19 protein-coding genes and 1 pseudogene are annotated in these 19655 nt (G+C 74.7%); 12 read left to right on the forward strand and 8 right to left on the reverse strand.

What is annotated here, in order from left to right:
- Positions 1 to 13: 13 nt before the first annotated feature.
- Together ACN263_RS09680 and ACN263_RS09685 are read left to right on the forward strand one after the other, a co-directional pair.
- Positions 14 to 454, forward strand: a pseudogene (locus ACN263_RS09680) (hypothetical protein); the annotation flags it as partial.
- Positions 455 to 830: 376 nt separating this feature from the next.
- Positions 831 to 2102 (forward strand): MFS transporter, encoded by a 1272-nt coding sequence (locus tag ACN263_RS09685; RefSeq protein WP_422739469.1) that lies wholly within the window; start codon positions 831 to 833, stop codon positions 2100 to 2102.
- Here ACN263_RS09685 and ACN263_RS09690 read toward each other — a convergent pair.
- From ACN263_RS09690 to ACN263_RS09705, 4 genes are all read right to left on the reverse strand, one after another.
- Entirely contained in the window at positions 2057 to 2308 is a 252-nt protein-coding gene (locus ACN263_RS09690) for a hypothetical protein (RefSeq protein WP_422739470.1), read from the reverse strand. The genes ACN263_RS09685 and ACN263_RS09690 overlap by 46 nt on opposite strands.
- 99 nt (positions 2309 to 2407) lie before the next feature.
- A complete protein-coding gene (locus ACN263_RS09695; RefSeq protein ID WP_422739471.1) occupies positions 2408 to 2869 on the reverse strand; it encodes an SRPBCC family protein in 462 nt (153 codons plus the stop codon).
- Between the two features lie 48 nt (positions 2870 to 2917).
- A complete protein-coding gene (locus ACN263_RS09700; protein ID WP_421475733.1) occupies positions 2918 to 3334 on the reverse strand; it encodes a DUF2795 domain-containing protein in 417 nt (138 codons plus the stop codon).
- An 82-nt stretch (positions 3335 to 3416) separates the two neighbouring features.
- Complete coding sequence (locus ACN263_RS09705) at positions 3417 to 4394, reverse strand: YihY/virulence factor BrkB family protein (RefSeq protein WP_422739472.1); 978 nt, start codon at positions 4392 to 4394, stop codon at positions 3417 to 3419.
- A 178-nt stretch (positions 4395 to 4572) separates the two neighbouring features.
- Here ACN263_RS09705 and ACN263_RS09710 point away from each other — a divergent pair, with 178 nt between their 5' ends.
- A complete protein-coding gene (locus ACN263_RS09710; protein ID WP_421475737.1) occupies positions 4573 to 4974 on the forward strand; it encodes a ChaB family protein in 402 nt (133 codons plus the stop codon).
- A gap of 72 nt (positions 4975 to 5046) precedes the next feature.
- On the opposite strand, the gene ACN263_RS09715 is transcribed toward ACN263_RS09710, so the two are convergent.
- A complete protein-coding gene (locus ACN263_RS09715) occupies positions 5047 to 6480 on the reverse strand; it encodes an aldehyde dehydrogenase family protein (protein WP_422739473.1) in 1434 nt (477 codons plus the stop codon).
- A 72-nt stretch (positions 6481 to 6552) separates the two neighbouring features.
- On the opposite strand from ACN263_RS09715, the gene ACN263_RS09720 reads away from it, so the two are divergent.
- Positions 6553 to 8163, forward strand: a complete 1611-nt coding sequence (locus tag ACN263_RS09720; RefSeq protein ID WP_422739474.1) for a phytoene desaturase family protein — start codon at positions 6553 to 6555, stop codon at positions 8161 to 8163.
- A gap of 51 nt (positions 8164 to 8214) precedes the next feature.
- Here the strand turns inward: ACN263_RS09720 and ACN263_RS09725 are convergent, their stop codons facing one another.
- The gene (locus ACN263_RS09725; RefSeq protein WP_422739475.1) at positions 8215 to 8982 is read right to left on the reverse strand and encodes a polyprenol monophosphomannose synthase; all 768 of its coding nucleotides are present in this window, start codon (positions 8980 to 8982) and stop codon (positions 8215 to 8217) included.
- Positions 8983 to 9177: 195 nt separating this feature from the next.
- The gene (locus ACN263_RS09730) at positions 9178 to 9624 is read right to left on the reverse strand and encodes an SRPBCC family protein (RefSeq protein WP_422739476.1); all 447 of its coding nucleotides are present in this window, start codon (positions 9622 to 9624) and stop codon (positions 9178 to 9180) included.
- A gap of 156 nt (positions 9625 to 9780) precedes the next feature.
- On the opposite strand from ACN263_RS09730, the gene ACN263_RS09735 reads away from it, so the two are divergent.
- The 8 genes from ACN263_RS09735 to ACN263_RS09770 are packed head-to-tail and all read left to right on the forward strand — an operon-like array spanning position 9781 to position 18441.
- Positions 9781 to 11454 (forward strand): HAD-IIIA family hydrolase, encoded by a 1674-nt coding sequence (locus ACN263_RS09735; protein WP_422739477.1) that lies wholly within the window; start codon positions 9781 to 9783, stop codon positions 11452 to 11454.
- Positions 11451 to 12425 carry a glycosyltransferase gene (locus ACN263_RS09740; protein ID WP_422739478.1) on the forward strand — a complete coding sequence of 325 codons (975 nt, stop codon included), beginning with the start codon at positions 11451 to 11453 and terminating at the stop codon, positions 12423 to 12425. Before ACN263_RS09735 ends, ACN263_RS09740 begins: the two co-directional genes overlap by 4 nt.
- Complete coding sequence (locus tag ACN263_RS09745; protein WP_422739479.1) at positions 12410 to 13627, forward strand: glycosyltransferase; 1218 nt, start codon at positions 12410 to 12412, stop codon at positions 13625 to 13627. Before ACN263_RS09740 ends, ACN263_RS09745 begins: the two co-directional genes overlap by 16 nt.
- Complete coding sequence (locus tag ACN263_RS09750) at positions 13624 to 14307, forward strand: D-sedoheptulose-7-phosphate isomerase (RefSeq protein ID WP_422740655.1); 684 nt, start codon at positions 13624 to 13626, stop codon at positions 14305 to 14307. The genes ACN263_RS09745 and ACN263_RS09750 overlap by 4 nt, the downstream gene beginning before the upstream one ends.
- A 31-nt stretch (positions 14308 to 14338) precedes the next feature.
- On the forward strand, positions 14339 to 15826 hold the full coding sequence (locus tag ACN263_RS09755; protein WP_422740656.1) for a PfkB family carbohydrate kinase: 1488 nt from the start codon (positions 14339 to 14341) through the stop codon (positions 15824 to 15826).
- Positions 15823 to 16524, forward strand: a complete 702-nt coding sequence (locus ACN263_RS09760) for an SDR family oxidoreductase (RefSeq protein WP_422739480.1) — start codon at positions 15823 to 15825, stop codon at positions 16522 to 16524. Before ACN263_RS09755 ends, ACN263_RS09760 begins: the two co-directional genes overlap by 4 nt.
- Entirely contained in the window at positions 16521 to 17474 is a 954-nt protein-coding gene (locus ACN263_RS09765) for a glycosyltransferase family 9 protein (protein WP_422739481.1), read from the forward strand. Before ACN263_RS09760 ends, ACN263_RS09765 begins: the two co-directional genes overlap by 4 nt.
- On the forward strand, positions 17458 to 18441 hold the full coding sequence (locus tag ACN263_RS09770; RefSeq protein WP_422739482.1) for a DNA topoisomerase IB: 984 nt from the start codon (positions 17458 to 17460) through the stop codon (positions 18439 to 18441). The genes ACN263_RS09765 and ACN263_RS09770 overlap by 17 nt, the downstream gene beginning before the upstream one ends.
- A gap of 176 nt (positions 18442 to 18617) precedes the next feature.
- On the opposite strand, the gene ACN263_RS09775 is transcribed toward ACN263_RS09770, so the two are convergent.
- On the reverse strand, positions 18618 to 19652 hold the full coding sequence (locus tag ACN263_RS09775; protein ID WP_422739483.1) for a helix-turn-helix domain-containing protein: 1035 nt from the start codon (positions 19650 to 19652) through the stop codon (positions 18618 to 18620).
- Positions 19653 to 19655 lie beyond the last annotated feature (3 nt).

Here is a 19655-nt window from a genome sequence, read left to right on the forward strand (position 1 = left end):
CACGGGAGCACCGATGGGGCAGCGGGCGGACGGGCCGGACGAGCAGCACCGGCGGCCGGCCGGGGTGAGCGACGAGACGGTCGCCGCCCTGGGCAAGCTCAGCGAGGCGGTGGAGTGCGTGGAACGGGCCCGCGGGCACCTCTACTCGCTGCATCAGCTCATCGGGCACGCCGACCTGATGCTCGACGACGCGATCGAGCAGTTCCGCGCCGCCGGGCACCACCGGATCGCCGAGCGGATCGACACCGAGCTGCGGGGCCGCAACGTGATCGCCGGCCGGTGGACGTTCCAGATCGTCGAGGACTTCGACGACGGCTATTACGCGCTGTTCCGGGAGCTGGACCAACAGGCCCGCGACGAGTTGGTGGGCGGGCGGCGGCACCTCTACGAGGCGGAGATGAAGGAGCGCCGCCGTACCCGGGGCCGGCCGGGGCACGAGGCCCGCCCGGCCGGCGAGGGCTGGTTACTCGCCGGTGGCGTTGGCGGGCCGGCGACGGGCGGCGTCGTCGGCGATGATCACGGTGGCCACCATCAGCGCGACGCAGACGCTGAACAGCCACGAGTCGTCGGAGACGAGCTTGGCTGACACGGGTGCCTGGAGCGCGGCGAGCAGGAAGCCGAGCCAGGCGAGGCGGCGCTGACGCGTGGAGAGGATTCCGGAGCCTTGATGCATCCCGAAATTCTTACGCGAACACGCTCGTTTGCCGTCCCCCGATCGGCCGATTCTGACTGAGCTGTCCGCTTTCTCGACCGTCCGGACACCACTTCTTGTCGCAGCGGGCGGGCGGCCCCCGTCGCGGGTAGGGTGCGCTGCGGCAGGATGCTGTCCCATGTCCACCTCGCCCCCGCCACCCCGCGCCGCGCTGCTCCTGCTGGCCTACCTCGCGTTCGTCAGCCTCGGCCTGCCGGACGGACTGCTCGGCGTGGGCTGGCCGTCGATCCGGGCGGACTTCGGCGTACCGACCGAGGCCGTCGGGTTGCTGCTCACCGCGGGCACCGTCGGCTACCTCACCTCGAGCGTGCTGGCCGGGTTCACGCTGGCCCGCGTCGGCGTGGGAGCGCTGCTCGCCGGCAGTACCCTGCTCGCCAGCCTGGCACTGACCGGGTACGCCCTGAGCCCCGGGCTGGTCGTGCTCGTGGGCTGCGCGCTGCTGCTCGGGCTGGGCTCCGGCGCGGTCGACTCCGGGCTCAACGCGTACGCCGCCGGCGCGTTCGGCCCGCGCCACATGAACTGGCTGCACGCCTTTTTCGGCCTGGGCGTGGCGATCGGCCCACTGATCATGACGGCGGCGCTGAGCGCCGGGCTGGCGTGGCGGTGGGGGTACGGCATCGTGGCCGCCGCCCAACTGGCCCTCGCCACCGCGTTCGCGCTGACCGTACGCGCCTGGCGACGCCGCGACCCCGCCCCGGAGGCGGACGCGGAGACACCGGACCGCCCGTCGCCGGTCCGGGTGCCGATCCTGGCCACGCTGCGGCTGCCGGTCGTCTGGTCGGGGACGCTGGCCTTCGTGCTGTACGTCGCCATCGAGGTGTCCGCCGGGCTGTGGGCGTTCCTGCTGCTCAGCGAGGGTCGCGGGCTGAGCGCCGCGGTGGCGGGCGGCTGTGTCTCGGCGTACTGGGGGAGCCTGTTCGTCGGCCGGGTGGTGCAGGGGGTGGTGGCCGAACGGCTCGGGCCCCGGTTGGTGCTGCGGGTGAGCCTGGCCGGCATGGCCGTCGGCGCGGCGCTGATCGCGATCCCCGGGTCGGCGGTGCTGGCCGTGCTCGGCCTGGTCGTGGTCGGTTTCGCCGCCGCGCCGGTGTTTCCGCTGCTCACCCTCACCACCGCCGAGCGGGTCGGCGCGGCACACGCGGACCGGGCCATCGGGTTGCAGATCGGCGCCGCCGGTCTGGGCGCGGCGCTCGTCCCGGCCGGGCTCGGCGTGCTGATCAGCAACGTCTCGGTGGAGGTGCTCGGCCCGGCGCTGGTGGTGCTCGCGCTCGCGCTGATCGTGCTCTACGAGCTGGGCGCCCGCCGGCCGTCCGGGGACGCCGGGCGGACCGGGCCGCCCGGCGCTGATCAGCCGTTGTCCGGTCCGGTACGACCGGTCGTGGACGGGCGGTAGGCGCGCTCGGGGTCCGTCGGCTCCCGCCCCGGCACCTCGCCGCCGCGGTCGGCCGCCGCCGGCCCGTGCCCGAAGGCGGCCTCCTCACCGGCGTCGTTGCCGGTCACGTCGTCGGCCTGCCCGTCGATGCTGGAACCCGCCACGGCGCGCTCCAACTCCTCCAACGGCAGCCGCTCCTCGTCACGCCACACCCTGTCGTCCGTCATACCTCAGCGGTACCCGGGCGCGATGATCGCAAACAGACCCGGCAGACGACGATGGCCGCCGGGGCACCGGCGGCCATCGTCGAATCGGGTACGCCCCGCTCACGGCTGCGGGCGGTCCACCGAGCCTCGCCACGCGCCGGTCTCCTGACCGCGCCGCTCGATGAACGTCTTGAACCGCTCCAGGTCGCCCTTGGCCCGCCGGTCCACGATGCCGAGCTTGTCGCCGGCCTGCTCGACCACGCCGTGCGGCTCGAACTCGAGCTGGAGGGTGACCCTGGTCTTGCTCTCGTCCAGCCGGTGGAAGGTCACCACGCCGGCCTGCTGGGTGCCCTCGGTCGACCGCCACGCGACCCGCTCGTCGGGAAGCTGCTCGGTGATCTCCGCGTCGAACTCGCGCTTCACGCCGGCGATGTCCACCGTCCAGTGGGTCATCGTGTCGGAGACCTGCCGGACCTCCTGCACGCCCTCCATGAACTGGGGGAACTCCTCGAACTGCGTCCACTGGTCGTACGCGGTGCGCACGGGTACGGAAACGTCGACGTGTTCGGTAACGCCACTCATCGGAAAATTCCTCCTTCGCCGCTGCTGGTCGGATCGGGGGGGTGATCGCTACCAGCGGGTTGTCTCGTTCTTGTGGCCGAGCGCGGCCCACACCTCGGAGACGGTCTGGTACTCGGTGCCCTCGGGCAGCCGTTCCAGCGCCGCCACGATGTCGTCGGGCGCCTCGTTCTCCCGCGCGCTGGCGATGAGCACCAGCCGGTCGCCGGGCAGCGCGCTCATCGAGATGAACCGGCCGAGCCGGCTGCGCTGCTCCACGTCGGTGGAACTCATGCCCTGCGGGGTGCCGGTGCGCAGGTCGCCCGCCGGGGCCGTGGTGGCCTCCGGCTGGTCCTCGCCGGCCGGCTCGGGCACCCGAGCCTCGTCGACCCGTGAGCCGCCGGTGCCCGGCCCCTGCACGAGGCCGCTGACCTCCTGGCTCATCTGCTCGTCGATCCTCGGTCCGTGCTTGCTGTTGCCACGCTCCATGTCTTCTGCGCTACCCGGCACCCCGCCCGGTAAACCGGCACCCGGTCACGAACCGGCCCCCGGGTCGGACATCCGGGCCCGTTCAGTCCTCGGCCGGCCTGCGCGGCGGCAGCACCGGATCGCCCGCGTCCTTCTCGCCCGCCTGCAACTGCCGGCCGCGCTGCACCTCGGCGTTGATCTGCACGCCGAGCATCAGGGCGCTGTTGGACAGGTAGAGCCAGACCAGGAACGCGATGGCCGCGCCCAGGCTGCCGTAGGTCGTCTTGTAGGTGGCGAAGTTCGCGACGTAGAAGCCGAAACCGAAGGACACCACCGCCCAGGAGAGCAGGGCCACGAAGCCGCCGGGGGTGAGCCAGCGGAACCGGGGTTGGCGCACGTTCGGGGCGATCCAGAACAGCAGGGACAGCAGCACCATCATCACCAGGGCGAGCACCGGCCACTTCGCGACGCTCCACACCGTACGCGCCAGGCCACCGGCGTTGATCAGGTCGCCGACCGCGTCGGTGACGGGGCCGCTGACGATCAGCGCGAGGGCGACCACCGCGAGCAGCACCAGCGTCACCGCGGCCAGGCCGATCTGCAACGGCCGCAGCTTCCAGACCGGTCGACCCTCGGTCACCCCGTAGATGGCGTTCGAGGCGCGGGTGAACGCGCCGATGAACCCCGACGCGGACCAGAGCGCGCCGAGCAGACCGAAACTCAGCAGCACCTTCGCGTTGCTCTGCTCGACGACCACCGCGCGGATCACCCCGACCACGCCGCCGTCGTCGTCGGTCACCACCGAAGCGGCGCCCACCTGCCGGGCGAGGTCGACAACCGTGTCGAGGGTCCGCTCGCCCGACGAGACCAGGCCGACGAGGGCCACCACCACGATGGCGGACGGAAAGAGCGCCAGGACCCCGTAGTAGGTGAGCGCGGCGGCCCAGTCCGAGCAGTTGTCGTTCACGAAGTTCTGCACGCTGCGGACCAGCACCCCGCGCCACGTACGCCAGCTCAACTGCCGTATCCGCCGGGGGACTCGGGTGCCGGCGAGCGTCGTACCGGGATCCGTGGTCGTCATGCCCGCTCCCTGTGCCCCGGCCGCCGGATGACCGGTCGTCCGGTCTGGCCTGGACCGGTCGGTACCCAGGGCGGGAAATCGACAAACCCGCTCGGCGGCCCGCCGACACCGCTAGGGTTTACCGCCGCGCTCGCCGGGAACGGACACAGTGACTCTGTCGATGCTCCAGGAGGACGAGATGCCCGGGCGCGAGGACATGCCCAGCACGCTGCGACGCTCCCCGGACAAGGCGCAGCGCACCTGGGAGAAGACGCACGACTCGGCGGTGGAGACCTACGGCGAGGGCGAGCGGTCGCACCGTACCGCCTTCGCGGCGGTGAAGCACCAGTTCGAGAAGGTGGGCGACCACTGGGAGCCCAAGGGGCGCAAGGGCCCGAGTGACCGCCAGGCCGCCGGCGGCGGCCCCGAGCGGCGCGCCCCCACCGCAGGTGGGGTGGACGCCAACGCCAGCAAGGACCACCTCATGTCGGTGGCCCGCAAGCTGGACGTACCGGGTCGGTCGAGCATGACCAAGTCGGAGCTGGTCACGGCCATCGAGAAGGCCAACGACCGGGCGACCCGCAAGGCTCGCGGCGACTGACCCACGCACGGCGTGGTACGGGGCGGACGCGCCACCCCTGCGGCCGCCCCGTACCGCTCACCACCGACCCGCTCACCAGTGGCCGCCACCGGGCGCCTCGATGTGCACCGCCTTGGTGGCCGTGAACTCGTCCAGCAGCTCCGGGCCGTAGCCGAAGCCCTGCCCGCTGGCCCGGCGGGGATGCGCGGCCCCGCCCGGCGCCCCACCGAACACCGAGTTGACCTTCACGGTGCCCACCGGCAGCTCCCGCCAGGCCCGCTGCGCGTGGCTCATCGACGGGGTCAGCACCGTCGCCGCCAACCCGTACGGGGAGTCGGCCGCGCAGGTCAGCGCCTCGTCGAAGGAGTCGACCACCACCACCGGGGCGACCGGACCGAACGTCTCCTCGCGCACCAGCGCCATGTCGTGCCGGCAGTCGGCGACCACGGTGGCCGGGTAGTACGCGCCCGGCGTGTCCGGCAGTTCCCCACCGGTGCGTACCCGCGCGCCGGCCGCCACCGCCGCCGTCACCTGCCCGTGCACGTGGTCCCGGTGCCGCCGGTCGACGAGCGGGCCCAACTCGGTGCCCGGATCGCGGCCCGACCCGACCCGCAACGCGTCCGCCCGGCGTACCAGCGCCGTCACGAAGTCGTCGGCGAGGTCGCGGTGCACGTAGATCCGCTCCACCGCGACGCAGATCTGGCCGGCGTTGGCGAACGCGCCGAGCGCGGCCTGCTGCGCCGCCCACCCGGGGTCGACACCCGCGTCGACGACGAGCGGGTCGCTGCCGCCGTTCTCCAGCAGCACCTTCGCACCGGTGCCGGCCGCTGCGGCGGCGATCTTCCGCCCGGTCGCGGTGGAACCGACGTGCGCGATCACGTCCACGTCCTGTGCGGCCAACGCCGCCCCTACCTCCGGGCCGCCGGTGAGCAGGGACAACACGCCCGCCGGCAGCGCCTCGTCCAGGGCCCGGGCCAGCAGCCAACCCGTTCCGGGTGTCCGCTCGCTCGGCTTGTAGAGCACCACGTTCCCGGTGACCAGGGCCGCGCCGAGCAGCCCGCACGACACCGCCACCGGATCGTTCCACGGGGTGATCGCGGCGACCACACCGCGCGGCTGCGGAGTCATGAAGTCCACCGCGTCGGTCGCGCCCTGCAAGGTCCGTCCGCCGCGCAGCGGCGCGAGTTCCGCGTACTGTCGCAGGGTGCCGATGCCCGCCTCGACGCCGCCCCGGGCGTCCGCGAGTGGTTTGCCCATCTCGGCGGTGACCGCGGCCGCCAGCTCGTCGGTCATCGCGGCGACCGCGTCCGCGGCCCGGTGCAGGGCCGCCGCCCGCTCGGCCGGCGCGGTCGCGGCCCACTCGCCGGCCGTCTCGCGTGCCGCCTGGGCCGCCTTCCCGACCTCGTCCGCCGTGGCGATCGGCGCCCAGGTGACCCGTTCGCCGTCCGCCGGGTCACACACCACCAGCTCGCCGCCCGACCCGCCCGCGCCCCACACCCCGCCCACCAGCTGCGCCACCGTGTACATGCGGCGCTGGATGCCCGGGTCCCGGCGAGACAAACGCGTTTCGCCCGGTTGCACGCCGGGTAGGCGGATCGGATGACTACCACCGGCGCGCAGAGCGCGGACGCCGTCGTCGTCGGCGCCGGGCACAACGGCCTGGTCGCGGCGAACCTGCTGGCCGACGCCGGGTGGGACGTGGTGGTGCTGGAGGCGACCGCCGTGCCCGGCGGCGCGGTCCAGTCGGCCGAGGTGACCGCGCCGGGGTACCTGAGCGACCTCTACAGCTCGTTCTACCCCCTCGGGTACGCCTCACCGGTGCTCGACAGCCTCGACCTGGGCCGCCACGGACTGTCCTGGCGGCACGCGCCGGACGTGCTGGCACACCTGCTGCCGGACGGCCGGGCCGCGGTGATCAACCGGGACCCGGACGTCACGGCCGCCTCGCTGGAACAGTTCGCCCCGGGCGACGGCAAGCGCTGGCTGAACGCGTACACCGACTGGCTCGACGTGGCCGAGCCGATGCTGACCAGCATCACCACGCCGTTCCCGCCGGTTCGCGGCGGACTCGGCCTGCTGCGCCGGCTGCGGGTCGCCGGAGCGCTGCGGCTGGCCCGCCGGCTCGTGGTGCCCGTCCGCAAGCTCGGCGACGAGCTGTTCGACGGCGAGGGCGGGCCGGCGCTGCTCGCCGGATGCGCCCTGCACACCGACCTGTCCCCCGAGGAGGCCGGCTCCGGCGTGTACGGCTGGCTGCTCGCCATGCTCGGCCAGCAGGTCGGCTGGCCGGTGCCCGACGGCGGCGCGCGCCGGATCACCAACGCGCTGGTGGACCGGCTCGCCGAACGCGGCGGCCGCATCCTGTACGGCGCGCGCGTCGAGCGGGTGCTCACCGCGCGGGGCCGGGCGCTGGGCGTCCGCACCGAGGGCGGCACGCTGTGGCGGGCCCGACGCGCGGTCCTCGCCGACGTGCCGGCGCCCGCGCTCTACCTCGACCTCGTCGGTGCGGCGGTCCTGCCGCCACGGCTGGTCGAGGACCTGGCGCACTTCCGGTGGGACGGCTCGACGCTGAAGGTGGACTGGGCGCTCTCCGCCGGTGTCCCGTGGACCAACCGGACGATCGCCGGTGCCGGCACGGTGCACCTCGGCGCGGACCTCGACGGGTTGACCCGGTACGCCGGCGAGCTGGCCCGGGGCGAGCTGCCCCGCGACCCGTTCCTGCTGGTGGGGCAGATGTCGGTGGCCGATCCCAGCCACTCGCCGCCGGGCACCGAGTCGCTCTGGTCGTACACCCACTTGCCGTTCCGGCGGAACTGGCGGGCCGAGGACATCGCCGGGCACGTGGAGCGCATGGAGGACGTGCTGGAAGCGGCGGCCCCGGGCTTCCGGCAGCTCGTCGTGGGCCGGCACATGGCCGGACCGGCCGACCTGGAGAAGGGCGACCCGAGCCTGGTCGGCGGCGCACTGGGCGGCGGCACCGCCGCCGCGTACCAACAGTTGTTCCTGCGCCCGATCCCCGGCCTGGGCCGCGCGGACACCCCGGTGGACCGGCTCTATCTGGCCAGTTCGTCGGCGCACCCGGGCGGTGGGGTGCACGGCGCTCCGGGGGCGAACGCGGCCCGCGCTGCCCTGGCCCGCGACCGCGCCCTCACCGGCCGTGCCTACGCGGCGGCGATCGCCACGGCCCACCGGGCCGTGTACCCGCCTACCTGATCCCCTCGGCCAGGAGGTCCGCGACGCGAACCTCCTGGCCGACGGGGTACGTCAGGAGGTGATGTTGCGGTGCTTGCTGCGCAGCCGGAACGGCATCAGCGCGCTCTCGACCTTGGTCGCGGTGGTCATTTTGGAGACGCCGTCGCGCCGCTCCTCGAAGCGGATCGGGACCTCCAGGATGGTGTGCCCCAGCTTGGTGGCCAGGTAGTGCATCTCCACCTGGAAGCTGTAGCCGTTGGACTGCACCCGGTGCAGGCCGATGTCCTTGAGCGCGTCGGCCCGCCAGATCTTGAAGCCGGCCGTCAGGTCACGGATGCGCACCCGCAGCAGCGTGTGCACGTAGAGGTTCGCCCAGCCGCTGAGCGCCCGGCGGTACAGCGGCCAGTTCTCGTCCAGCTCGCCGCCCGGCACGTAACGCGAACCGATCACCACGCCCGCCTGGGTGGAGAGCAGCGCGCCCAGCATGCCCGGCAGCGCCTCCGGCGGGTGCGACAGGTCGGCGTCCATCTGCGCCACGAACTCGGCCCCGCCCTCGAGCGCCCGGGTCATCCCGTCGACGTACGCCCGACCCAGGCCCTCCTTGCCGGCCCGGTGCATCACCTCGATCCGCTCCGGGTACTCGATGGCCAGCTTGTCGGCCACCTCGCCGGTGCCGTCGGGGGAGTTGTCGTCGGCGACGAGGATGCGCAGCCCCGGCAGCGGCAGCGCGAGCAGCCGCTCGACCAGCGCCGGCAGGTTGCCCGCCTCGTTGTAGGTGGGCACGACGACGGTCAGGGGTACGTCTCGCCACGGCGACGGCAGCTGGACGGGCTCGATCATGTCGGACATCCTCGGTTTGCGGACACGGCTACCCCAGAGGGTAGCCAGTTGCCCGACCCGGATTGAAAAGGCTCCCCGTGGGGCCGACCGCCGGCAGGTGGCGACGCGCTCAGCGCAGGCGGCGGGCCATCGCGGTGAGAGCCACCGCGACACCGGCCAGCGCGAGGCCGGACAGCGTCACCACCACCGTCTGCGTCACTGCGGGCCCTTCTGTCGGGTGGCGATGTCGGAGAGTCGGGCCAGCGTCTCCCGGTTGCGCAGGTGCAGCACGAGGTCGTTGGCCTTGTTCCGAACCCAGCGCAGCGGACCGGCCGCGAACTCCTCACCGATCCGGACGCGGGTGGCGCCCCCGTCGACCGGTTCCAGGGTGAACGCCACGATCGCCTCCCCGGCCGGCCACAGCCCGGCGCGCAGCACCAGCCGGTGCGGCGGTTCGCAGACCAGCACCGTCGAGGCGTCCTGCAACGAGAACGGCCACGGGCCGGCCCGGTGGTGCAGTTGGCTGCCCACCCTCGGCCAGGCCTCGTCCACGTCGCGCATGTGCGCCGTACCGACCACCCAGTCGCTGTACGTCCACCCGTCGGCCAGCACGTCGAACACCTGCTGCGGGGGAGCCTCGATCACTTTCTCCACTATCGCCACTGGACTCCCATACCCGCGCCGCGACGCGGGCTAACGAGCCGGCGGGTTAGCTTCTCCGGGGCGCCGGGTAAGGCCGAGCGGGGCACCGCCGGCGGCGTTGGCCCACGGCGCCGACGACGAACGTTTACTCCTTCGGGCGCCGGGAACCCGCCGGCTGTGCGACAGGACCAGGAGGATCCGTATCAGCGCAGGTCAGCCCGGGTGTACGCCGGTGCTGGCCGGGCTGGTCGCGGGCCTGCCGGGTCCCACCCGGGCGTCCTGTACGACGCGGTCCTGCTGGACCGTGACGGCACCCTGATCGAGGACGTGCCCTACAACGGCGACCCGGAGAAGGTACGCCCGCTGCCGGGTGTCCGCGCCGCGCTGGACCGGCTCCGGGCCGCCGGCCTGCGCCTCGCGGTGGTGACCAACCAGTCCGGCCTGGCCCGGGGTTTCTTCGACGAGGAGCAGATGCGGGCGGTGCACGCCCGCGTCGAGGAGCTGCTGGGCCACTTCGACGCCTGGCTGGTCTGCCCACACGACGACGCCGACGGCTGTCACTGCCGCAAGCCGGCGCCCGGCCTGGTGCACGCCGCCGCCCACGAGTTGGGTACCAGCGCGGCGCGCTGCGTGCTGGTGGGCGACATCGGCCGGGACGTGGGCGCGGCGCTGGCCGCCGGTGCGGCCGGGGTGCTGGTGCCCACGCCGGTGACCCGGCCTGAGGAGGTCGCCGCCGCCGGCTGGGTGGCGGCCGATCTGCCGTCGGCGGTGGACGAGATCCTGCGCCGCCAGCGGGCCGTGCAGCCCGCGCGGGACACCGAGCGGGTCGGTACGACGCTTGTGGTGCGGTCGGACTCGGCCGGGGACGTGCTCGTCACCGGGCCGGCGATCCGCGCGGTCGCGGCCGGCGCGCGACGGGTGGTGCTGCTCTGCGGACCTCGTGGACGGGCCGCCGCCGAGCTGCTGCCCGGCGTCGACGAGATCATCGAGCACCCGCTGCCGTGGATCGATCCCGCGCCCACGCCCGTCGACCCGGACGACATGCGCCGGTTGACGGCCCGCCTCGCCGCCGTCGGCGCGGACGAGGCGGTGGTGTTCACCTCGTTCCACCAGTCCGCCCTGCCACTGGCGTTGCTGCTGCGGATGGCCGGCATCACCCGGATCGCCGCGATCAGCGACGACTACCCGGGCGCGTTGGTGGACATCCGCCACCGGGTGCCGGTGGGCGTCCCCGAGCCCGAGCGGGCGCTCTCCCTCGCGGCCGCGGCCGGGTACCGGTTGCCGGCCGGCGACGAACCCGTGCTCCGGCTCCGTGCCGACGCCCCGGTGACCCGCCCGGCGCTCGTCGGTGACCCCGGCTACGTGGTGCTGCACCCCGGTTCGGCCGCCTCGAGCCGGGCCTGCCCGACCGAACTGGCCGCCCGCATCGCCGGGGCGCTCACCGCGGCCGGGCACCGCGTGCTGGTCACCGGCGGACCCGACGAGCGGACGGTCACCGCGCGGGTCGCGGCGGCGGGCGGCACCGACCTGGGTGGTACGACCGACCTGGCCGGGCTGGCCGCGCTCGTCGCCGACGCCGCCGCCGTGGTGGTCGGCAACACCGGGCCCGCGCACCTGGCCGCCGCGGCCGGCGTACCGGTGGTCAGCCTCTTCGCGCCGACCGTCCCCTTCGGCCAGTGGGGCCCCTACCGGGTGCCCACCGTCCGGCTCGGCGACGCCGGCGCCCCCTGCCGCGACACCCGGGCCGCGAGCTGCCCGGTCCCCGGGCACCCGTGCCTGAGCGGCGTCGACCCGGCCGAGGTGGTCGAGGCGGTGCGGACGCTGACCGCCAGTGGTGGTGGCGTCCGATGAACATCCTGCTCTGGCACGTGCACGGCTCCTGGACGACGTCCTTCGTGCACGGCAGCCACCGCTACCTGATCCCCACCACGCCGGACCGAGGCCCGTACGGCCTGGGCCGGGCGCGTACCTACCGGTGGCCGGACAGCGCGGTCGAGGTGGCCCCCGACGACCTGCCCGACGCCGACGTCGACGTGGTCGTCCTGCAACGCCCCGAGGAGATCGACCTGGCCGAGCAGTGGCTGGGCCGGCGTCCGGGGCGCGACGTGCCCGCCGTCTACGTGGAGCACAACACCCCCAAGGGCGACGTCCCGAACACCCGACATCCGATGGCCGACCGCGACGACCTGCTCGTCGCCCACGTCACCGGGTTCAACCAGATCTTCTGGGACACCGGCGCGACCCGCACCAGCGTCGTCGACCACGGCATCGTCGCGCCGGCCGTGTCGTACACGGGTGAACTGGACCGGCTCGCCGTGGTGATCAACGAGCCGGTGCGGCGGGGCCGGGTCACCGGTACCGACCTGCTGCCCGAGTTCGCCGCCATCGCGCCCCTGGACGTGTTCGGCATGGGCGTCGCCGGCCTCGCCGACCACCTCGGACTGCCCGCCGACCGGCTCACCAGCCATGACGACGTCCCTCAGGACCGGATGCACGCCGAGCTGGCCCGCCGGCGGGCGTACCTGCACCTGTGCCGCTGGACCAGCCTCGGGCTCAGCCTCATCGAGGCGATGGCGATCGGCATGCCGGTCGTCGCGCTGGCCACCACCGAGGCGGTCACCGCCGTGCCCCCGGCGGCGGGGGCCCTCGCCACCCGGATGGACGTCCTGCTCGACGCCGCCCGCCGGTTCATCGCCGAGCCGGCGGCCGCACGTCAGGCCGGCGCGGCGGCCCAGGCCGCCGCGCGCGACAGGTACGGCCTCGACCGTTTCCTCGCTGACTGGGACCGGCTGCTGGAGGAGGAAGTATGCGGATCGCGATGATCTCGGAGCACGCCAGCCCGCTCGCCATCCTCGGAGGGGAGGACGCCGGCGGCCAGAACACGCACGTGGCCGAGCTGTCCGCCGCGCTCGTCGCCGCCGGGCACGACGTGCGGGTCTACACCCGCCGCGACGCCCTCGACCTGCCGGTGACCGTCCGCGCCCCGGACGGGTACGACGTGGTGCACGTGCCGGCCGGTCCGGCCGAGCCGGTCGCGAAGGACGCGCTGCTGCCGCACATGCGCGAGTTCAGCCGGTGGCTCGTGGAGCGGTGGCGGGGCGGGGACTGGACGCCCGAGGTGATCCACGCGCACTTCTGGATGAGCGGCCTGGCCGCGCTGACCGCCGGCCGGCAGACCGGCGTGCCGGTGGTGCAGACGTACCACGCGTTGGGCACCGTCAAGCGCCGCCACCAGGGCGTCCAGGACACCAGTCCGGCCCGGCGCATCGCCTACGAGCGGGAGTTGGGCCGCTCGGTGGACCGGGTGGTCGCGCAGTGCCGCGACGAGGTCGGCGAGCTGGTCCGGATGGGGGTGCCCCGCTCGCGGATGACGGTCGTGCCCTCCGGCGTCAACCTCGCCTCGTTCGCCCCGCTCGGACCGGCCGCCGACCGGGAGCCGGGCCGCGCCCGCATCCTCACCGTGGGCCGGCTGGTCGAGCGCAAGGGCTTCCAGACGGTCGTGCGCGCGATGGCGCTGGTGCCGGACGCCGAGTGCGTCGTGGTCGGCGGTCCGCCCGAAGGGCTGCTGGAGACCGACCCGTACGCCCGGCGGCTGCGTGCCCTCGCCGAGTCGTGCGGGGTCGCCGACCGGGTGCACCTGGTCGGCGCGGTGCCCCGCGAGGAGATGGGCCGCTGGTACCGCTCGGCGGACCTGCTGGTCGCCGCACCCTGGTACGAGCCGTTCGGGCTGACCCCGCTGGAGGCGATGGCGTGCGGCGTGCCGGTCGTCGGCACCGCCGTGGGCGGCATCCGGGACACCGTCGTCGACGGCACGACCGGCGACCTCGTCCCGGCCCGTGACCCGAACGCCCTGGCCGCCGCGATCCGGGGACTGCTCGACGACCGGATCCGCCGCTTCCGGTACGCCACCGCCGCCCGCGAACGGGCCCGGTCGCGCTACTCCTGGGAGGTCACCGCCGAACGCCTCGCCGAGGTCTACAACGAGGTCGCCGCCGTACGCCGGCCGACCCGGGTGGTGGCCTGATGCCGGCGGTCAGCCCGCTCGATACGCACCTGACCAACCTCGCCGCGGCACTGGAGCCGTACCGCCGGTGTGAACCGCAGTTGGCGCGCTGGGGCGCGCACCTGGCCCACCGGCTGGCCGGCGGCGGACGACTGCTCGTCGCCGGCAACGGCGGCAGCGCCGCCGAGGCCCAGCACCTCACCGCCGAGCTGGTGGGCAAGCTGCACGACGACCGCCGGCCGCTGTCGGCGATCGCCCTGCACGCCGAGACCAGCGCGGTGACCGCCATCGCCAACGACTACGGCTACTCCGACGTCTACGCCCGCCAGGTCCGCGCCCACGGCCGGCCCGGGGACGTGCTGTTGCTGCTCAGCACCAGCGGCGGCAGCGGCAACCTGCTCACCGCCGCGCACGCCGCGCGGGACGCCGGGCTCACCACCTGGGCGCTCACCGGCCCCGCCCCCAACCCCCTCGCGGACGCCTGCGACGAGGTGCTCGCCGTGCCGTCGGCCGACAGCCAGGTCGTCCAGGAGCTGCATCTCGTCACCAGCCACCTGATCTGCGAATACCTCGAGCAGGAGCTACCCGCGGCACTTGCCGCCGCCGAGCCGGTCACGGCCGGTCGACTCGCGTCCGAGCCGGTACGCACCGGCGTCGAGGTGGTGCTCGACGGCCCGACCGCCCAGCAGATCGACGCGTGAGCATGAGGAGGTAAGCGTGAGGGGACCCGTGGTGGTCGTCGGGGACACCCTGCTCGACCGGGACGTGGAGGGGGTGGTGAACCGCCTCTGCCCGGACTCACCGGTGCCGGTGCTCGACGAGACCTCGGCCGTCGACCGGCCCGGCGGCGCCGGCCTCGCGGCGGTCTTCGCGGCCGCGCAGGGCGCCGACGTGGTGCTGGTCACCGCGCTCGCCGACGACGCCGGGGGCGCACGGCTCAGCGCGCTGCTCGCCGCCGCCGGCGTGCGGGTGTACCCGCTGGCCCTCGCCGGCGCGACGCCGGAGAAGATCCGGCTGCGGGCCCGGGGTCGGGTGCTGCTGCGCCACGACCGGGGTGGCGCCTCCGGTGAGCCGGGTCAACCCTCCGACGAGGTGCTGCGGGTGCTCGCCGCCGCGTCGGCGGTGCTGGTCAGCGACTACGGCCGGGGCGTCGCCCGGCAGCCCGCGCTGCGCGCCGCGCTGGCCGCCACCCGCGCGCCGGTCGTCTGGGACCCGCACCCGCGCGGACCGGCGGCGGTACCCGGCGTGCACCTGGCCACCCCGAACGAGTCGGAGGTGCGTGAGCTGGTCCCGACGCTGCCCGGCGCGTCCCGGATCGCCACCGCCTCCCGGGGTGCGCAGGGCCTGCGTCGACGCTGGCGGGCGGGCGCGGTCGCGGTGACGTTGGGCGGGGACGGCGCGTTGCTCTGCCACGCCGGGTCGACGCCCCTGGTGGTGCCCACCTCGGGCAGCGCCGAGGGCGACACCTGCGGGGCGGGCGACCGGTTCGCCGCCGCCGCCAGCCTCGCGCTGGCCCAGGGCGCGCTCGTCTCCGAGGCGGTGCAGGCAGCCGTCGCCGAGGCCTCCGCGTACGTCGCGGGTGGGGGAGTGGCCACCGCCCTGCCACCCCCGGCCGACGTGGTGAGCCTGCGCGGCGCCCGCCGGCCCGCCGTCAGCGCCGAAAGGGTGGGCGTCGCGGCGGTCGCCGCGCTCCTGTCCGAGGTACGGGACGCCGGTGGCACGGTGGTGGCCACCGGAGGCTGCTTCGACCTGCTGCACGCCGGGCACCTGGCCACCCTGCAGGCCGCCCGGCAGCTCGGCGACTGCCTGATCGTCTGCCTGAACTCCGACGCCAGCGTCGCCGGGCTCAAGGGCCCGCGGCGGCCGGTGCTGCCCGAGGGCGACCGGGCCCGGCTGCTGGCCGCCCTGAGCTGCGTCGACGCCGTCCTCGTCTTCGACGAGCCGACGCCCGAGGCGGTGCTGTCCTGGGTGCGCCCGGACGTCTGGGTCAAGGGCGGCGACTACGCCGGCGGTGTCGACGACGTGGCCACCCTGCCCGAGGCCGACGTGCTGCGCCGGTGGGGCGGCAACACGGTGGTGGTGCCGTACCTGGACGGCCGCTCGACCAGCGACCTCATCGCGCGTGCCGCCGCCGGTCAGGCCGTCGACGCGGACGACGGGCCACCGCGGCCGGTCGGCGTCACCGTACCGGTCACCACGACGCGGGAGCGCACCCGATGACCGCCACCCGGCCCGACGCCGGACCCGCCGTCCTGGTCACCGGCGGTTCCAGCGGGCTCGGCGCGGCGGTGGTCGCGGCGGTGGCCGCCGATGGTGGCCGTCCGCTCGTGCTGGACCGGCAGCCGCCGGTCGAGGGCGTGGACTGGACCGAGTGCGACCTCGCCGACACCCGCGCCGCCGAGGCGGCCACCCGGCACCTCGCCGAGCAGGCCGGCGGCCTGGACGCCGTGGTGACGGCCGCCGGGACGGACGTGCCGGGCCGGCTCGCCGACCTGCCGGGGGAGACGTGGGACCGGATCGTCGCGGTGGACCTGTTGGCCACGGCCGCGGTGATCCGGGCCGCGCTGCCGTTCCTGCAGACCTCCGCCGGGCGCATCGTCACGGTCGCCTCGACCCTGGGCGTCAAGGCGGTCAGCGACGCCACCGCGTACTGCGCGGCGAAGTTCGGCGTCGTCGGGTTCACCCGGGCGCTCGCCGCCGAGCTGGCCGGTCAGGTCGGGGTCACCCTGCTCATCCCCGGCGGCATGCGCACCGCGTTCTTCGACGAACGCGATCCGCAGTACAAGCCGGGTCCGGACGCCATCCTCAACGACCCCGCCGACACGGCCGCGGCGATCATGTTCGCGCTCCGCCAGCCGCCCGGCTGCGCGGTCCGGGAGATGGTGGTCTGCGCCGAGCAGGAGACGTCGTACCCGTGATCCTCGTGCTGCGCGCCCTCGGCGTCGGCGACCTGGTCACCGCGGTGCCCGCGCTGCGGGCGCTGCGGGCCGCGTACCCGGATCACGAGCTGGTCCTCGCCGCGCCCGCCGGTCTGGCCCCGCTTGTCGACCTGGTCGGCGGCGTCGATGAGCTGGTGGACACCGCCGGGCTGGACGGTCCGCTGCGGCCGGGGCGGGCGCCGGCGGTCGCGGTGAACCTGCACGGGCGGGGGCCGCAGTCACACCGCCTGCTGGCCGCCGCCCGTCCCGGGCGGCTCGTCGCCTACGCCAACGCCGACGCCGGGTTCGCCGACGGCCCGCGCTGGGCCGACGAGGAGCACGAGGTGGACCGTTGGTGCCGGCTGCTGTCCTGGTACGACATCCCGACCGACCGCCGCGACCTGGGCCTGCGCCGGCCCGAGGTGGCCGGCCTGCCGGTCGGCGCGACCCTGCTGCATCCGGGCAGCAACGTCCCCGCCAAGCGGTGGCCGGCCGAGCGGTTCGCGGCGCTGGCCCGGGCGCTGCGCGAGCGGGGGCACCGGGTGCTGGTCACCGGGTCGGCCGACGAGCGCGCGCTGGCCGAGCGGGTGGCCGGGGCGGCCGGTCTGCCGCCGGACGCCGTGCTGGCGGGCCGGACCGACCTCGGCGCGCTGGCCGCGCTGGTCGCCGACGCCCGGCTGGTGGTCAGCGGCGACACCGGGGTGGCGCACCTGGCCACCGCGTACGGCACCGCGTCGGTGGTGCTCTTCGGGCCGGTGCCTCCGGCGGTGTGGGGGCCGCCGCCGGACCGGCCCCGACACCGGGCGCTCTGGGCCGGTGCGGGAGATTGGCCCAGGTGGGACGGGGTAGGAAGCCACCCGACACTGGCGGCCCTGCGCCTGGACGAGGTGCTCGCTGCGGTGGACGAGGTGGAGAGGGTGGTGCGGGTCTCCGGTGCGGTTACGGCGTAGCGACCCGGGTCGGCCCGGTTACGGGCGACTCCGGCGCGGCAAGGGCTGGAGCTTCGTCGATCCGAGCGGTGCCGTCGTACGCGATCCGGACACCGTGGCGCGGCTGCGGGACCTCGTCATCCCGCCGGCCTGGCAGGACGTGTGGATCGCGCCGCACGCCAACGGACACATCCAGGCGACGGGTGTCGACGCGGCCGGGCGCAAGCAGTACCTCTACCACCCCGTGTGGCGGGAGAAGCAGGACGCGGCGAAGTTCGACCACATGCTGGAGGTGGCCCGACGGCTGCCCACGTTGCGTGCGCGGGTGGGGCAGGACCTCGTCGGCCGGGGCCTGGGTCGTGACCGGGTGCTGGCCACCGTGGCCCGCCTGCTCGACTTGGGGATGTTCCGGGTCGGCAGCGACCAGTACGCGGCCGGCGACGACCCGACGTTCGGGGTGTCGACCCTGCGCCCGGAGCACGCGCGACGCCGGGGCGACTGCGTGGTCTTCGAGTTCCCCGCCAAGGGCGGCATCGAGCAGGTACGCCGGATCGACGATCCGCAGCTGTGCGAGGTGCTGGTCAGTTTGCGTCGGCGTCGCCGCCGCGCGGACCGACTGTTCGGCTACTGGGACGGCCGCCAGTGGCGGGACGTCCGTAGCGACGAGGTCAACGGCTACCTGCGCGATGCCAGCGGCGGCGAGATGACCGCCAAGGACTTCCGCACCTGGCACGCCACGGTACGCGCGGCGGCCGAGTTGGCCGCCGCGGACCCGGCCCGCTCGGTCACCGCCCGGCGCAGGGCGGTGGCCGCGGTGATGCGTGCGGTGGCGGAGCTGCTGGGCAACACCCCGACGGTGGCCCGGACGTCCTACGTGGACCCCCGGGTCGTCGACCTCTACCACGACGGCGTGGTGGTACCGGTCGACCCGGGCGCCTCCCGCGAGGAGGTCGAGCGGGTCGTGTTGGAGCTGCTGGAGAAGGCCTGACCGGCCCCGCCGACGATCCTGGGGGGGAAGCGACGGGGCCGGAACCTCGGCCGGGGGCGGCACCGGGCGGCCGCCCGCCGCGTGTCACGCGCCACGGCGGGCGCCTCGCCACGGCCCCCGTTCGCGGTCGGCGCGGGCCCCGGGGTACGCGGGCACCGCCTCTACCGCGTCGACAGTCAGTCTGCCCGGGTCGAGTTGACTCTGGATGCCAGGTCGTTGACGTCCCGTGCCGTAACCGGCTCACCGTCGCGGCAGGCCTGCGGGCTCACCCCGTACGCCGCCCGGAACGCCCGACTGAAGTGGGCCTTGTCCCCGAACCCCCAGCGTGCCGCGATGACCTGCACGGGCTGGGTTCGCAGCGCCGGGTCGGCCAGGTCGCGCCGGCACCGGGCCAGCCGAAGGTCGCGGATGTACGCCGCCACGGTGGTGTTCTCGGCCTCGAAGAGGCGGTGCAGGGTGCGCAGCGAGATGTGGTGGGCGTCCGCGACGGTCCGTGGGGCGAGCGTGGCGTCGCCCAGGTGCCGGTGGACGTACGCCTGCACCTGCGTGACCAACGCGCGGCGGCGGACCTCGGTCGGCACCGCGTCCTCGGCGACGAGGTTCCGGCCGAGCAGGGTGGTGGCCAGGTCGAGCCCCACCGTGCCGAGCCGGCCGGCGTCGACGGCGTGGTACTGCTCGGGGTGCCCGGTCACCTGGATCAGGAACTGGGCCAGCAGCGCCCCGAGACCCTCGCTGCCGGACATTCGCCCGCCGTAGAGCGCGGCCATCCGCTTCGGCGGCAGCGGGAGCGCGGCGTGCGGTATCAGCGTGATGATCGAGGTGGCCCGGGTCCGCCCCGGCTCGTTCGCGTGGTGGCAGACGTCGTGCGGGCGCGAGGCGTCGTAGAAGGTGAACTCGCCGGCCAGGATCTCGCTGCGCCGACCGTCCTGGCTGGACGTGCCGATCCCGCTGGTGGTGAGGGCGAGCACGTACAGCTCCGGGTCGGACTGCCGGATCAGCTTGCGGGTGCGGGTGGCGTCGAGGGAGGGGTACCGGTACTCGACGAGTTGGATCGCGCCGAGATCGGTGAAGTCGGCCCGGGCGGCGAAGTCGGCGGCGTGCGCGGACTCGACCCGCAACGGCGCGGAGGTGCGCGCCACCAGGTCCAGCCACATCCCGAAGCGCTCGCCGGGCGGCAGGACGGTGGTGTCGACGGTGTTCCTGGGTAGCATCCG

The organism is Micromonospora sp. WMMD729 (assembly GCF_049315225.1).
GTDB lineage: Bacteria > Actinomycetota > Actinomycetes > Mycobacteriales > Micromonosporaceae > Micromonospora.